This is a genomic window from Ochrobactrum soli, assembly GCF_003664555.1.
In the GTDB taxonomy this organism is placed as follows: Bacteria; Pseudomonadota; Alphaproteobacteria; order Rhizobiales; family Rhizobiaceae; genus Brucella; species Brucella teleogrylli.
Genome location: NZ_RCHH01000005.1, coordinates 21,295 through 35,828 on the forward strand (window position 1 = coordinate 21,295; position 14,534 = coordinate 35,828).

Below are 14,534 nucleotides of genomic sequence, written 5' to 3' on the forward strand. Positions count from 1 at the left end.
CATCACTCTCGCCGGAAGCAAAGAATGACCCACAATCTCCAATACGATCTGGAAACGCGGCTGGCGCTTGCCAAAGACATTGCGCAGGCGGCTGGCGCCAAGGCACTCGACTACTTCAACAATCGCGAAGCGCTGACCATAGAATTCAAACGTGATCCCCAAGACGTTGTGTCCATTGCTGATCGGGAAGTGGAGCAGCTTATTCGCACGCTTGTTTCCGAAAAATTTCAGGAAGACGGCTTTCTGGGTGAGGAATACGGACTGAACGACGGATCATCGGGCTTTACCTGGGTTGTCGACCCCATTGATGGAACAAGCCCTTTCGTAAACGGTATGCCAAACTGGTGTGTGTCGATTGCCGTTTTGAAAGACGGCGAGCCTGTTATTGGCGTTATCAAGGCACCGTGTTTCGATGAGCTCTATGCATCGGCAAAAGGTCTTGGCGCGACGCTGAATGGCAAGATTCTGGCGCTCGATTCAATGAAGACACTTCAAAACGCAGTCACAGGCATCGGCGCAAATAACTATGTCACCCCACAAACCGTGGCGAAGATCGTCGAAAATCTGCTGGAAGCCGGTGGCACTTTCATACGCAATGGGTCGGGCGCCCTAATGATCGCCTATGTGGCGGCAGGCAGGCTCGTCGGCTACTACGAGCCTTACATGCACGCATGGGATTGCATGGCTGGCTTTTGTCTCGTGCGCGAAGCTGGCGGGTACACCCATCCATTCCCTGTGAACGGCGCGAATATACTTAAAGGCCATCCTGTGTTTGCAGCCTCCTCCGGAGCCGTCGATGATCTGAAAAAGGTCGCTGGCCTTTGACATCATTGTTCCTGTGTGACGACCGCGCTATTTGACCGTTTGGGGCCTTCGTCTGGACCTTCCAGCCAATGTTTCGCTCCGAGCGACAGATTCATCGTTTGATCGCCAAGCTTCACGATCTTCGAGAATGACCCCGACACTGGCACAGTCCATTGATTGGCTGTCCAATGATAGTCAGCATCAAGATTTGCCGAAATTGTTCGTCCCTTGCCGATATGCCAGCCGATAAACGGCTGGAGTTCGGTGCGGTTCATGTCCGGCCTGCTATCCGCCCCAAGAACGGACCAGATATGGTTTACCGAGAGGCCAGTCGTGATTGCACTTGTTTGATAAAGCAGCAAACCCGATGGCCCGAGAGAGAACTTACCAGACCCCAGTAAGTCGTCTGCCGCCGTTGGGAACGAGAACAGCGGCCCTATCGCCCCTATGAATGGGCCATGGGCGGATGGGGTCAAAGAGAACGTGCGTTATTGTCACCGATCCCGAAAGTGCTGCCTACCTCGCCAAACGGGTTACAATAGACTAACGGAATATCGGTGTGGGAAATAACGTTCCAGCGATCATTGAACCGCATAGGAATGACTGGTTCGATATCGAGAGAGAAGCCCCGCACCTTTCCGCTTCCACGACCAAAAACAATATCAGAATGAACTGGCACACTGACCATGAAGGAAGCGGTGCTCTGCTCCCTTAAAACTGGACCGTTTATAATGAGAGTTTTCCGCGCTATTTTCCTAGCTGGAAGAAGGAGTGGAAGGCATGAAAGCATCGAAGTTTTCGGACGCTCAGAAGGTGTTTATTCTCAAGCAGGGAGATGACGGCGTTCCGGTCGCGGAAATCTGTCGCAAGAGCGGGATCAGCCAGGCAACTTATTTCAACTGGAAGAAAAAGTATGCAGGTCTGCTGCCTGATGAGATACGGCGGCTGCGCGCCTTGGAAGAGGAAAATACGCGGCTGAAGAGGATTGTTGCAGACCTCACGCTTGATCGGGAGATGTTGCAGGATGTGATCCGCCGAAAACTTTAAGGCCTGCGCGGAAACGTGATCTGGTGGCGGGAATGCTTGTTGATTGGGGAATATCGATCCGACGGGCTTGTGCAGCACTAAGCTTCGAAAGATCGACTATCAATTACAAGTCCCGCCGCACCGTGCAGGCCGCTGTTGAGAAGCGGATCAAAGAGATTTGTGAGACCCGTGTGCGATACGGTTACCGTCGCGTACACGTCCTGCTTCGTCGCGAAGGCTGGACCATCAACATGAAGAAAACACGTCGAATATACAATGAGTTAGGACTTCAGCTCAGGAATAAACATCCGAAACGTCGTGTCAAGGCCAAGCTGCGTGAGGATCGTCAACAAGCGATCGGGCCGAATGATGTTTGGGCGATGGACTTTGTGCATGATCAGCTGGCAACAGGAAAGAAACTCCGGATTCTGACTATTGTCGATACGCATTCACGCTACTCGCCGGCAACCGATCCGCGCTTCAGTTATCGTGGTGAGGATGTCGTTCAGACACTTGAGAAAGTGTGTCGTCGTGCTGGTTATCCGAAGACAATAAGGGTTGATAATGGAAGTGAGTTTGTTTCGCGTGACCTCGATCTGTGGGCCTATGCCAACAAGGTCACACTGGACTTCTCCCGACCCGGAAAGCCGACGGATAACGGGTTCATCGAAGCCTTCAACAGTAAGCTTCGCGCCGAGTGCCTGAACGCACACTGGTTCTTAACGCTTGAAGATGCGCGCGAAAAGTTGGAGAATTGGCGTCGACACTATAATGAGGATCGTCCTCACTCGGCAATCGGATATAACGTGCCGATTGCCTTGCATAATCCCGATGGCGTCATCAGCCCGCCATTGGCATAAGAGCCGGAAAATTCTAATTCCCGGCGGTCCAATCTTGGGGCTCAGTGCAAAAACCCGGAAAATTCCAGTTCTCCGTGGTCCAAATTCGGGGTGCACCTCACAATACCGCTGGAGCGAACTCAAAACTGGATAAAACTTGGGGGCAACGTCAGCGGGGTTGGAGACTTTCCGCGCCAATTCATTGATGTCGTCACTCGCAGACTGTGCAAATGATGGAGCCGATAAGACGAAAATACCAATCGCGAGACCCATGACACTCCGTATTGCAATGAACATGGCTAACGCGAAGCGAAATTCCATATGCCCGAGTTTCTTACCTATGCTTGATTGGACACGAGATATGCTAGTTCGCTGCGGCCTGGGAGAACGCCACTCCAATAATCCGTTCTCCATCCAGCTGGTAGACGAGCGACTGCTCGCCTGTCGCACCTGAAACTTAATGTTCGTTCGAATAACGCGCAAATTGCTTGGCGCTTACCTTGCCGAACCGCTTTTCGAACGCATGTTTGTTATCTTTCAAGGCGGGGATGGGCAATTTGAGGTTCGTCAGATCGATGCGAGGCTGTCCGCATTTCGCAGACTTGTCCGTTACAATCTCCGCCGAGATCAAATTGAGAATGGCCTCCTGACCTTTCTTCCTGTTCATCCCGTCCGAAATGAACCAGATACGACGGGGCAAATTATCGCCGCCATCGATTCGGTCATTGCCAATGTTCCGCCAGATTGTACCAACGTTGTAGTCAACGGCATAAGTTATAAGGACTGCAACGGAAACTGGTTCGAGCCAAAGTATAACGGACACAGCGTCGTCTATGTCGCGGTGGCTCCGCCGAAGTAATGTTAATTCTGGTCATCCGCTTCGCCGTCACAAGCGAAGCGGATGACGTTCCAACAGAAATGCTGGTGCGTTCTGCGACGGCATTTCAATATCGGCGTTATATCAATCTGCGCTGCTTCTCACGCTCTCTCAATAACGCGGATGCGTTGACCACCACCAATGTCGATGAATTGCGTGGGCGGTGGTATCTGGTGCACATCATGCCCGCCAAAACCCTGCGGATAGAAGGCATAGCCTTCTGGCGCCGGCGGCGCTGCGCCATCGTCGAGCAGACGCCCACCGGAAAGTTCGGTCATCGGATCAGGAATAGCCGAGATCAATCGCCTTGTGTAAGGGTGGGTCGGGTTCGAAAAAATCCGGTCCCATGGCCCACTTTCGACGATTTGCCCGAAATACATCACCGCCACGCGGTCGCTCATATGCTCCACGACGCTGAGATCGTGGCTGATCATGATATAGGACAGACCAAGCCTTTCCTTCAATTCCAGCAACAGATTGATGATTTGCGCGCGAATGGAAACATCGAGTGCCGAAACAGGCTCATCAAGGACAATCACCTTCGGATTGAGCAACAGCGCCCGCGCAATGCCGATGCGCTGACGCTGACCGCCGGAAAACTCATGCGGGAAACGTTTCGCATGCTCAGGTTTGAGACCGACCAGACGCAAAATATCTTCAACCCGCCCGTCAACTTCGCTGCGCGATGCCACCCCATGCAGCCGCAAAGGCGCAGCGAGTGATGTATAAACGGTCTGGCGCGGATTGAGCGAAGCGAATGGGTCCTGAAACACCATTTGCGCCATTTGCGAGCGCTCAAGCCGCGATGGCTCGTTCTTGCCAGTGATCGGACGGCCTTCAAAATAAATCTCGCCGCTCGTCGGCTTTTGCAATCCGACAATTGAAAGCGCGAGGGTGGATTTCCCACAACCGGATTCGCCAACGATCGACAGGCACTCGCCCTTATTGAGCGTCAGGCTGAGATTGTTGACAGCGCGCAGCAACTGCCTGGAACGGCTGAATAGTCCACCGCTGACGGGAAAATAGACGCATAGATCGTCAATAGTAACGAGCGCATTGGTCGTCTGGGTTGAACGCATGTCATTCATGATGAAAACACCTCACCACACCCATATCCTGAAGCGGAGTCCAGCCGGGCTTTTCCGCACGGCATATTTCGGTTGCGCGTGTGCAGCGCGGTTCGAACCGGCAGCCTTTTGGAAAGGCGGAAATAGATGGCACGACGCCTTCGATTTCCTGAAGTCGCCGTTGACCTTCCTTCTGGCGCGAACCGAGTTGTGGCAGCGATGCCAGAAGTCCGTGCGCATAGGGGTGCGACGGATGTCGGAACAGCCCCGCCGTTATGCGCTCCTCGACCAGATGCCCGGCATACATGACGCCGACACGACGGCACATTTTGGCAATGACGCCGAGATCGTGGCTGATCATCAGCACAGAGGTTCCTCTGGCGGTGCAAAGGTCCTGCATCAGACGCAGAATTTCTGCCTGTACCGTCACGTCGAGTGCTGTGGTCGGTTCGTCGGCGATCAAAAGATCGGGATCACAGGCCAGCGCAATCGCAATCATCACGCGCTGGCGCATGCCGCCCGACATCTGATGGGGATAGTTTTTGACCCGTTGATCGGGTGCCGGAACCTGAACACTTGCAAGCGCTTCGACGGCCCTGCGTTCAGCCTCATGCCATGTCGCGCCCTGATGCAGCACAAACATTTCCGCGATCTGCCGCCCTACCGGCGATAGGGGGTTGAGTGCCGTCATCGGCTCCTGGAAAATCATGGCGATGCGATTGCCCCGCAGCTTGCGCATCTCGCGGGACGACAGGGCAGCCAGATTCTGCCCTTTAAAGCGTATCGCACCACCAGTAATCGCCAAAGGTTTGCGCAGCAAGCCGATCATCGACAAAGCCGTGATACTTTTGCCGCAACCGGATTCCCCCACGAGACCAAAGGTTTCACCCGCGCCAATGGTGAAAGACACGTCTTCCACCACATTGTGTCGGGAAGAACCGGAAACGATATCAATGCGAAGGTTTTCCACCTCCAGAAGTGTTTCTTCGCTCATACCTTGCGTGTCCTCATATGCGGGTCGAGCCAGTCGCGCAGCCCATCGCCAAACAGATTGAGGCCGAGCACGGTGAAGAAAATCGCCAGACCCGGAAAGATTGCCGCCCATGGCGCGCTGACGATCAGTTCGCGGGCGTCGGTCAACATATTTCCCCAGCTTGGATCTGGCGGGCTGATACCGAGCCCGAGATAGGAAAGTGCCGCCTCTGCAAGGATGGCGTCGCCCATGCCAAGCGTGCCGATAACGAGGATCGGTCCGATCATATTCGGCACGATCTGTGTGATCATGATGCGAATATCGCTGTAGCCGAGCATCTTTGCAGCCTGCACATAGCCCTGCTTCTTGAGGGAAAGCGTGGAACTGCGGGCAATGCGGCACGTCCATGACCAGTTTGTCAGCCCAAGCGCCAGCAAGAGACTTGGCAGGCCCGGACCGAGAACCGCCATGATGGCGAGCGCAAAGATCAGTGACGGGATTGCAAGCATCAGATTGGTCAACCCGTTGACAAAATCATCCCACCAGCCGCCGAAATAGCCAGCGGATATGCCAAAGCTAAGGCCGATCACCGTGTTGATGCACTGTGAGACGATACCAACCGTCAGAGACACTTGCGCGCCATAGAGAATACGCGAATAGACGTCTCGCCCCTGTGCGTCGGTCCCGAACCAGAACTGGGCGTCGGGCGGCAGTTCGGCATTCATCAGGTCGGCATCAAGAACCGGATTATAATGCGCCAGCAGCGGTGCGAAGACTGCCGCCATCAAAATGATGATGCATACCAGCCCGCCGAATATGAGATTGAAACGGAGCTTCATGGGCGTCACTCGTGGCTGATACGCGGGTCGATGACCGCGTAGAGAATGTCAACGATCGTATTGATGACGAGGAACCATAAAACGATCACGAGAATTGCACCCTGCACCACCGGGATATCGCGCAGCGAAACACTGTCGATCAATAATGAACCAAGCCCCGGCCAGGAGAAAAGCTTTTCCACCACCACGGCCTGCCCCATCATCGATCCGAATTGCAGACCGATGGTCGTGATGATCAGCACCAGCGCATTGCGCATGACGTGCCATTTCACCAGCCTGAAACTGTTCATGCCCTTTGAACGCGCCGTGCGGATAAAATCGGCCCCCATCACTTCCAGCACGGCTGCACGGGTGGTTCTCGCCAGCAACGCCAAGGGCGCAACGCCCAAAGTCAGAGCAGGCAGGATGATATTGCGTATGCCTCCATCGCCGTAACCGAAGCTTGGTAACCAGCCGAGTGTCAGCGCAAACAGATACATCGCCAGCAAACCAAGCCAGAATTGCGGCATGGAAAGGCCCGACACCGCGCCGATCATGGTCGTGCTATCGAGTATGCTTCCGGGCTTGAGCGCGGCCAGAAAGCCCAGCGGCACACCAATCAAAATCGCAAGTCCCATGGCCGCAAAAGCGAGCTTCAATGTCGGCCACATACGCTCCTGAATAAGCGAAACAACGGGCTGCCGCGAGCGATAGGACGTACCGAGATCGAACTGCGCCAATTGCACGAGATAATTGCCAAAACGCACGTGAACGGGTTTGTCGAGACCGAATTCCTGCGTGATTTTTTCGACCAGTTTCGGGTCGCTCATGCCTTTGCCACTGGCGACGAGGCCGGAAGCGATACTGCCCGGAACAACGCTGAATATGACGAAGACCAGCAACGATACAGCCAGAACTGTCGGTATCATCTGCAAGACGCGGCGGACAATAAAATAGAGCACGCAGTCCTCCTTTCAGATCAGCGATGAAACGCTGGAGCAAAGGGGATTTGTGGCCCGCCCGAAAACGAGCGGGCCGGTCCATGGAAGCTCGGATTAACGACCGGACGGAACCGTGTCGTCGACCCAAAGCTTTTCGTAGGACTGAATTGCAATCTCGGCCGCATTTGGCTGCAAGCCATGCAGCCATGGCTGATGCGCCATGACAGCCTTGTTATAGTTGAAGAACCAGACCGGCGCTTCTTCCTGCAACAGATTGTTGGCTTTCTTCAGAAGCTCATTCTTCTCTTCTTCGGTTTTGACGGCTTTCGCGGCATCGACAATCTTGTCGAATTCCGCGTTGGAGAACTTCTGATAGTTACAGGCCGATTGCGGTGTCGTGGAATAGAAGCACTGCATCGCCGTGAGCGCGTCCGGGCCGCTTTCCAGCGACCACATATAGGCCTGGAAATTACCGGCTGGAACCACATCGGCAAGAACCGATGCTTCGACAGGCTTTGCTTTCACCTTGATCCCAACCTTTGCGAGCATCGGGATGATGGCCTGAACAATGGTCAAGCCCCAGCTTTCATTCTGCGTGGCCGTCAATTCAAATTCGAAACCATCCGGATAACCGGCCTCTGCGAGCAGAGCCTTTGCCTTCTCAGGATCATAGGGGTAGGGCTTGGCATCCTTGTCGAAAGCAGGCGACGAGTTCGGGAGCCAGCCAACCGCACGGTAAGCCTTATCCTTGACGAGACGCTTGATGATCAGATCACTGTCGATGGCGTAATTGATGGCTTGGCGAACACGCTTATCCTGAAACGGCTTAAAATCGGGATTGAAACCGACCGCGCGCGTATAGGCTTCAGCAACTTCGAGCATGTTTTTGCCAAGTTCCGGATCCGCGCGATAGGTGCTGTATTGTGCCGGCCCGAGCACGGCCACATCGATTTCCTTGTTACGGAAGGCAACATCGCGCGCTGCCGCATCGCCCATGATCATGATATTGATCTTGTCGGCGTAGGGCTTGCCGTTATCGTAATATTTGTCCCACTTCTCGACCGTCAGACGCGAGCCGGGCACATATTCGGCAAACTTGTAAGGTCCAAGACCGATCGGATGGCGCTGAAACTCTTCGCTGTCGCCCTGTCCCACAGGATAGATTGCGGTATTGTTGCGCATGAACTGGAAGCCCGGATCAATCGGCTGCTTCAACGTGATTTCCAGCGTGTGATCGTCGATCTTCTTCAGACCCGAAATTTCCTTGGCCTTGCCCTGTCCATAATCCTCAGCGCCCTTGATTTCCGCTATATAGCGCGCTGGAGGCATGGCCTTCTTCGGGTCCATTATCCGGGTGTAGCTCCAGATAATATCGTCTGCCGTCAATGGCTTGCCGTCATGGAAAAATGCATCCTGACGCAGCTTATAAGTATAGACGAGCTTGTCGTCCGAAACACCTACATCTGTCGCCAGCGCCAGAACCGGCTTGTTCAGATCCGCATCCCAGTCATAGAGCGTGCGATGAATGGCCTTGGCGTAGAATTCGTCCTGTGTTGCAGGCGATGCCTGAATATCCAGTGTCGAAAAACTGTCGCCATAAGGCGCAACGAAGTTGACGACGCCTCCCGAGCGCGGCGTATCGGCAGCAAAGGCCGCAGTTCCGGCCAACAATGCGACGGACACCGCCGCAAGCAACGCAAATTTCCTCATGATCTTCCCCTTTTGATTTTTGTAGATCGGATGAATGAACGTATTCAGGCAGCGCAACCGAGGCTTCGCTGCCTGTTCTCCCTACGAACGTTCGAACACCACTTCACCTTCGCGAAGGGTGAGCACGCAATGCGTATCGTTGAGAATTTCCTTCGGCTTCGCGGTGAGCATATTGCGCGAAAAGACTGCAATATCAGCCACCTGTCCCGGGACCAGTTTGCCTTTTACGGTTTCTAACTTCTGCGAAAACGCGCCATATTCCGTATAGACCTGAAGAGCCTCTTCAATGGTCACACACTGTCGCGCATCCATCACCGTGCCCCTGCCCGTTTCGCGCGTCAGCATCGAATAGATGTTGGGATAGGGATTTGGATGACAGACCGGCGCATCGCTTCCCGTTGCCGGTTTGAAACCAAGGTCTTTCCACGTCTTGAGCGGATAGCTTGAAAGAGCCCTCTCCTCGCCCAAAACCGAAATATAGGCATCCCCGAAATCATAGATGAAGACTTGCTGCGGACATGGATAAATGCCCGCCTTCTGCATGCGCGCATGCTGTTCCGGCGTTGAAAATCCGCAATGCTCAATGCGATGACGGCGGTTCGGGTCTGGATAGGCAGTGAAAGCTTTCTCATAAGCGGTGATGAGCTGCCCGATGGCAGCATCACCAATCGCGTGGCACGCAAGCTGATATCCCTTCTTGTGCGCATCAAGCACAAGTGCCTCAAGCTCCGCATCGGGCAAAATCTGCACGCCAATATTGTTGTCGTCACCCAGATATGGTTTGCTCATCCAAGCCGTGCGACCGCCCGCAGAACCGTCGAGGAATATCTTGACGGCGCCAACGGTCAGCATGTCATCACCGACACCGGAGACCAGCCCGGCCTCATAGCATTTTTCAACGATTGACGGGCCCGGATCGCCCAGCAGTACCAGCCACGTTCGCACCGGCAAACGCTTTTGCAGCTTGGCAATATTATAGGCGCGAATTTCGTCGAAACCTGCAACCTGCCCGACCGCTGCATCCATGACGCTGGTAATGCCGTAAGAAAGCAGCAGATTGCCTGCTGCTTCGATAGCTTCGATCATTTCCTCTGTCGTCGCGGTCGGGATGGCCTTGCGAACCGCGCCTTGCGCATTTTCGGCAACCATGCCGGTCAGCACGCCGTTCCGCTGCTCGATCAAGCCGCCGTCGGGAACCGGAGAGTTTTCATCGATCCCTGCAAGTTCGAAGGCCTTCGAGTTGAAGATCGAAACGTGACCGCAGGCGCGCACGAGCATCACGGGATGGTCTGGCGCAACCGCATCAAGTTCCGATTTATGCGGATGACGACCAATATCCAGCTTGGTCTGGTCGTAGCCGCGCGCCTTGATCCAGGTGCCCGGAGGAACAGAAGCCGCCGTTTCGCGGATTGCATTCAGAAGACTTTCCAGCGTAGGCGCGGCATCAGCCGTTGCATCAATCCATTTGAGCGTCAGCCCGACCGATATCAGATGAAGATGAGAATCGTTTAGTCCCGGTGTGGCGAAACGCCCTTCCAGATCGATCAACTGCGTCTTGTCGCCCTTGAGGCCCCAGACCTGATCTTTAGTGCCGGTGGCAAGCACCTTGCCTTGCCAGATTGCCAGGGCTTCGACTGTGCCCTCTTCGTATCCACACCAGATCGTGCCGTTATAAATTATGGTATCAGCACGCAATTCGGGCATTACAGACATTCAGCGATCCCCTCCCTAAGTCACCGCTTTCATAGAACTATTGAGCAGAGTTCCATTGATGGATCAACCGTTCAAGCCGTGGATTTTGCAAAATTTGTGGGAGCAATTTGATCAAAATGACGAACCCGTCGACGGTTCGCCGAAACTGCCGAGAATCGCGGCAATCCATCTTCCAAAAATGGAAGCTGGCTAATGGTAGCAACAACTCTGATGGGAAATAATGGTAGCGCAAGCTCATACCGAAGCAAATGTCATTCTATAATGAGCCGCGTAGAAAAGTTGAAGGCGGAGCCCTACGGTCCCGCCCTCCTGTTCAATCAGATAATGCCCAGAGCATCCATGGCTTCTGCCACCCGCACAAAACCGGCGACATTGGCACCGAGGACATAATCGCCCGGCGTGCCATATTCCTCGGCGGTTTCCGCACAAAGATCGTGGATATTGCGCATGATTTCAGCCAGACGCGCTTCCGTCTGCTCGAAGGTCCAGCTATCGCGCGATGCGTTCTGCTGCATTTCAAGCGCCGAAGTCGCCACACCGCCCGCATTGGCAGCCTTGCCGGGCGCGAAGAGAACTTTCGCATCCTGGAAAATCTTCACCGCTTCAGGCGTGGAGGGCATGTTAGCGCCTTCACCGACAGCGATAACGCCATTCTTCACAAGCGTCTTGGCATCCTTGCCGGTCAACTCGTTCTGAGTTGCCGACGGCATGGCCACATCGCAGGGAACATCCCAGATCGAGCCGCCCTCAATGTAATGGACGGACTGGCCCTTCTGGCGTGCATATTCGGAAATACGTTCGCGACGCACTTCCTTGATTTCCTTGACGAGATCAAGATCGATACCGTTCTCGTCAACGATATAACCATTGGAATCGGAGCAGGCGACCACTTTGCCGCCAAACTCGATCACCTTTTCCATTGTGTAGATGGCAACATTGCCCGAACCGGAAACGACAACGCGCTTGCCATCGAAATCCTGTTTGCGGGCCTGAAGCATGCGCTGCACGAAATAGGTCGCACCATAACCGGTTGCTTCCTTGCGCGCCCTGGAACCGCCGTAGAACAGCGCCTTGCCGGTCAATACGCCGGCTTCATAGCGATTGGTCAGTCGCTTGTACTGACCGAACATATAGCCGATCTCGCGCCCACCAACGCCGATGTCACCCGCTGGAACGTCCACATATTCGCCGATATGACGATGAAGTTCGGTCATGAAGGACTGGCAGAAGCGCATGATTTCAGCGTCGGAACGGCCACGCGGGTTGAAATCCGAGCCGCCCTTGCCGCCACCAATCGGCATGCCGGTCAGCGCATTTTTAAACGTCTGTTCGAAGCCGAGGAACTTGATGATGCCGACATTGACCGAAGGATGGAAGCGAATCCCGCCCTTGTAAGGTCCAAGAGCCGAATTGAACTGCACGCGGAAACCGCGATTGATCTGTACGCGACCCTGATCATCAACCCACGGCACGCGGAAAATAATCTGCCGTTCCGGCTCGCAAATGCGTTCGATCAGGGCATTGTCGGCATAATATGGTCGTTTCGCAATGACGCGCCCAACACTTTCCAACACCTCTCGCACGGCCTGGTGGAATTCAATTTCACCCGCGTTGCGATGGAGGACATCTTCGAGAATGGGCTCGAGCTTTTCATGGACGTTGACCAAAATTTCATCTCCAGAGTCGGTATGTAATCTCATAATGATCACTCTCTAGAATAATTTTTGATCAATTTGAATAAGTATTAAGCATTAATTGTGCGCGAAAAGCAGGGGCAACCTTCTTTTCAGACACCAAGCGCCTGAAATGACGCTACAGAAAAAGATCCGACATACAAAAATGCAATGTTTTCGAGCATTTGCGTAAAAAATAGCCAACTGAAAGTTACCAGTGCAATCATTTCAAGTGTACGACTGGATCGTTTCGATCCATGCCTTGGAGGCGCGGTTTATGGCAACCGCGCCTTGAGTCCTTTACGGGGCACAACGCCTACTGTTCTGAAAACTCCAGAATTGTGCCGCTGGCGTTCTCGGGCAAAACGGCCACGCCTGCCGCCGTTGACGCAAAGGACACGCCATGTGCGGTCAGTGCGGCACGCGCTTTATCCAGTGATCTCACGCGAATGCGCAAGGTTGCAAAAGCACTGGCAGGCGTTTTGTCCAAATCGACATTCGGGTAAAGCGACGACGCTTTCTCGCGATCCAGAACCAGTAGATCGGCCGAGTTCGGCCCGGTCAGAACTTTCCATCCGCCATCGTGCTCAACCGCTTCCCCGGCCTTGAACAGACGGGCAAAACCTTTCGCAGTTGTTTCAGGATCGGCAGCGATGATGACGATAGTCGAGAGACCGATAGCACCATTTTCATGTTCGATCAGCTCCGGCAGCCAGACCGTTTCGCGGGTCTTGTGCTGACACATGAAAACCATGCCCTGCGGAACTTCGCTGTCGGCAAAAGAGACTGTTTCAAACGCTGCGACGCCCTCGCCGCCGCCCGGCAGCTGCACCGGGCGCTGGAATGCGCCAACTTCGCCCGTCGCTATATCGAGTGTTGCTAGCTCCGCCTTTGCCTCGCGTGCATTGTCGATCCGGCAGGCGATGGCATGCAGTCCTTCACCTTGCGCCGCAAGTTTCTGGCGCTGGTGCTGATTGCCCGGGGTTTCAGCAACAATGCCTAGAAGCTCGAAGTAATCTTCCGGAAACATGATCGTGTAATTGCCGGTGCCTTTTTCCTTGCTGTGCAGTCCGCGGGGGCTCAGCGTGAATCCGAAGCGACGGTATTGCTCGGCACTTTTCTCCAGATCATTAACCAGCAGAAAAACGTGGTCGACGCCTTTTACCGGGTGAGACATGTGGAGTTTCCTTTTTTGATAAAATCAGATGTTAGTGGATGGAGGCTTATTTCTTTGTCGGCGCCAGCACAATCTCATGAATTGTGACCTTCGGATTCATTCTGGCGACATAGAGCGCGGTTTCGGCCATATCCTCCGGCTGAATGACGTCATCCATGCGTGCGAGATCAAAACCCGGACGGCGCGCCAAAAGCGGCGTCGCCACCTCACCGGGACAAAGCACCGTGGAACGAATACCGTTTTGTCCCTCTTGCGCGTTCAGGCTCGCACTGAGATCGTTGAGCGCGTGTTTGGAGGCGCCATATGGTACGCCGCCAGCGGGCGACGAAAAACGCCCCGCCCAGGAAGATGTATGGATCATCAGGCCGCCACCCTGCGCCCGCATTGGTGCAAGCGCGGCTGCAATCACGTTGATCGCGCCCTTGATATTGATGTCGATGACATCATCCCATGCATCGAAATCGATATCCGACCAGCTGCGGCGCGGAATGTTAAGCCCAGCATTGTTGCAGACAACATCGAGACGCCCGGTCCATTCGACGATCGCTTCAGCGACATCTGTCATCGCCTTGCGGTCGAGCACATCAGCCGGGAATATCCGGGCCTCGCCGCCTGCAGAAGTAATTTCATCCGCGATGATGGCCAGCCCTTCCGCCTTCCGGCCTGTCAGGGCCACCGGCCAACCCTCGCTTGCGAAACGGCGTGCCATTGCAGCGCCGATGCCCGAACCGGCGCCGGTGACCCAGACCGCTCCGGGTTTGGTTTTGCCCGCATTTTCACTCTGTTCGGGAGAAATCTGGCTCATCAACAAACTCCAAGATAGAAAATCGACATTTATTAACGCATGGTTATCGAGAAATTATACTAATTTTATCGCACAAATTAGTTTATCTTGACAAAATCATAGCGGATTCTA

Annotated in this window: 13 protein-coding genes; 3 read left to right on the forward strand and 10 right to left on the reverse strand. The window is 54.3% G+C overall.

The features are described 5' to 3' along the window. Nucleotides 1–24 precede the first annotated feature (24 nt). A complete protein-coding gene (locus D8666_RS11520; protein ID WP_121538028.1) occupies nucleotides 25–825 on the forward strand; it encodes an inositol monophosphatase family protein in 801 nt (266 codons plus the stop codon). Nucleotides 826–827: 2 nt separating this feature from the next. Here D8666_RS11520 and D8666_RS11525 read toward each other — a convergent pair whose 3' ends face one another. Next, nucleotides 828–1,079 (reverse strand): hypothetical protein, encoded by a 252-nt coding sequence (locus D8666_RS11525; RefSeq protein WP_121538030.1) that lies wholly within the window; start codon nucleotides 1,077–1,079, stop codon nucleotides 828–830. 505 nt (nucleotides 1,080–1,584) lie between these two features. On the opposite strand from D8666_RS11525, the gene D8666_RS11530 reads away from it, so the two are divergent. Both D8666_RS11530 and D8666_RS11535 read left to right on the forward strand, forming a co-directional pair. After that, nucleotides 1,585–2,690, forward strand: a protein-coding gene (locus D8666_RS11530; protein ID WP_109988023.1) for an IS3 family transposase whose coding sequence is annotated in 2 segments (ribosomal slippage) — nucleotides 1,585–1,846 and nucleotides 1,846–2,690 — 1,107 coding nt in all. Because the reading frame shifts where the segments join, the coding sequence is not laid out codon by codon here. A 439-nt stretch (nucleotides 2,691–3,129) separates the two neighbouring features. After that, nucleotides 3,130–3,528, forward strand: coding sequence for a hypothetical protein (locus D8666_RS11535; RefSeq protein ID WP_121538032.1), 399 nt, complete (start codon nucleotides 3,130–3,132; stop codon nucleotides 3,526–3,528). A 119-nt stretch (nucleotides 3,529–3,647) separates the two neighbouring features. On the opposite strand, the gene D8666_RS11540 is transcribed toward D8666_RS11535, so the two are convergent. From D8666_RS11540 to D8666_RS11580, 9 genes are all read right to left on the reverse strand, one after another. Continuing rightward, entirely contained in the window at nucleotides 3,648–4,634 is a 987-nt protein-coding gene (locus D8666_RS11540) for an ABC transporter ATP-binding protein (RefSeq protein WP_121538034.1), read from the reverse strand. Further along, a complete protein-coding gene (locus D8666_RS11545) occupies nucleotides 4,627–5,607 on the reverse strand; it encodes an ABC transporter ATP-binding protein (protein WP_121538036.1) in 981 nt (326 codons plus the stop codon). The genes D8666_RS11540 and D8666_RS11545 overlap by 8 nt, the downstream gene beginning before the upstream one ends. After that, a complete protein-coding gene (locus tag D8666_RS11550) occupies nucleotides 5,604–6,425 on the reverse strand; it encodes an ABC transporter permease (protein WP_109365946.1) in 822 nt (273 codons plus the stop codon). The genes D8666_RS11545 and D8666_RS11550 overlap by 4 nt, the downstream gene beginning before the upstream one ends. 5 nt (nucleotides 6,426–6,430) lie before the next feature. Beyond that, nucleotides 6,431–7,366, reverse strand: a complete 936-nt coding sequence (locus tag D8666_RS11555) for an ABC transporter permease (protein WP_121538038.1) — start codon at nucleotides 7,364–7,366, stop codon at nucleotides 6,431–6,433. 93 nt (nucleotides 7,367–7,459) lie between these two features. Next, a complete protein-coding gene (locus D8666_RS11560) occupies nucleotides 7,460–9,055 on the reverse strand; it encodes an ABC transporter substrate-binding protein (RefSeq protein ID WP_121538079.1) in 1,596 nt (531 codons plus the stop codon). Between the two features lie 81 nt (nucleotides 9,056–9,136). Then, nucleotides 9,137–10,759 carry an amidohydrolase gene (locus D8666_RS11565; protein ID WP_371830814.1) on the reverse strand — a complete coding sequence of 541 codons (1,623 nt, stop codon included), beginning with the start codon at nucleotides 10,757–10,759 and terminating at the stop codon, nucleotides 9,137–9,139. Between the two features lie 326 nt (nucleotides 10,760–11,085). Beyond that, nucleotides 11,086–12,435: an NADP-specific glutamate dehydrogenase gene (gene gdhA / locus D8666_RS11570; RefSeq protein WP_167836069.1), complete on the reverse strand. Its 1,350-nt coding sequence runs from the start codon at nucleotides 12,433–12,435 to the stop codon at nucleotides 11,086–11,088. Nucleotides 12,436–12,757: 322 nt separating this feature from the next. Beyond that, a complete protein-coding gene (locus D8666_RS11575; RefSeq protein WP_121538044.1) occupies nucleotides 12,758–13,618 on the reverse strand; it encodes a VOC family protein in 861 nt (286 codons plus the stop codon). A 46-nt stretch (nucleotides 13,619–13,664) separates the two neighbouring features. Next, nucleotides 13,665–14,423 carry an SDR family oxidoreductase gene (locus tag D8666_RS11580; protein WP_121538046.1) on the reverse strand — a complete coding sequence of 253 codons (759 nt, stop codon included), beginning with the start codon at nucleotides 14,421–14,423 and terminating at the stop codon, nucleotides 13,665–13,667. Between the last annotated feature and the right edge of the window lie 111 nt (nucleotides 14,424–14,534).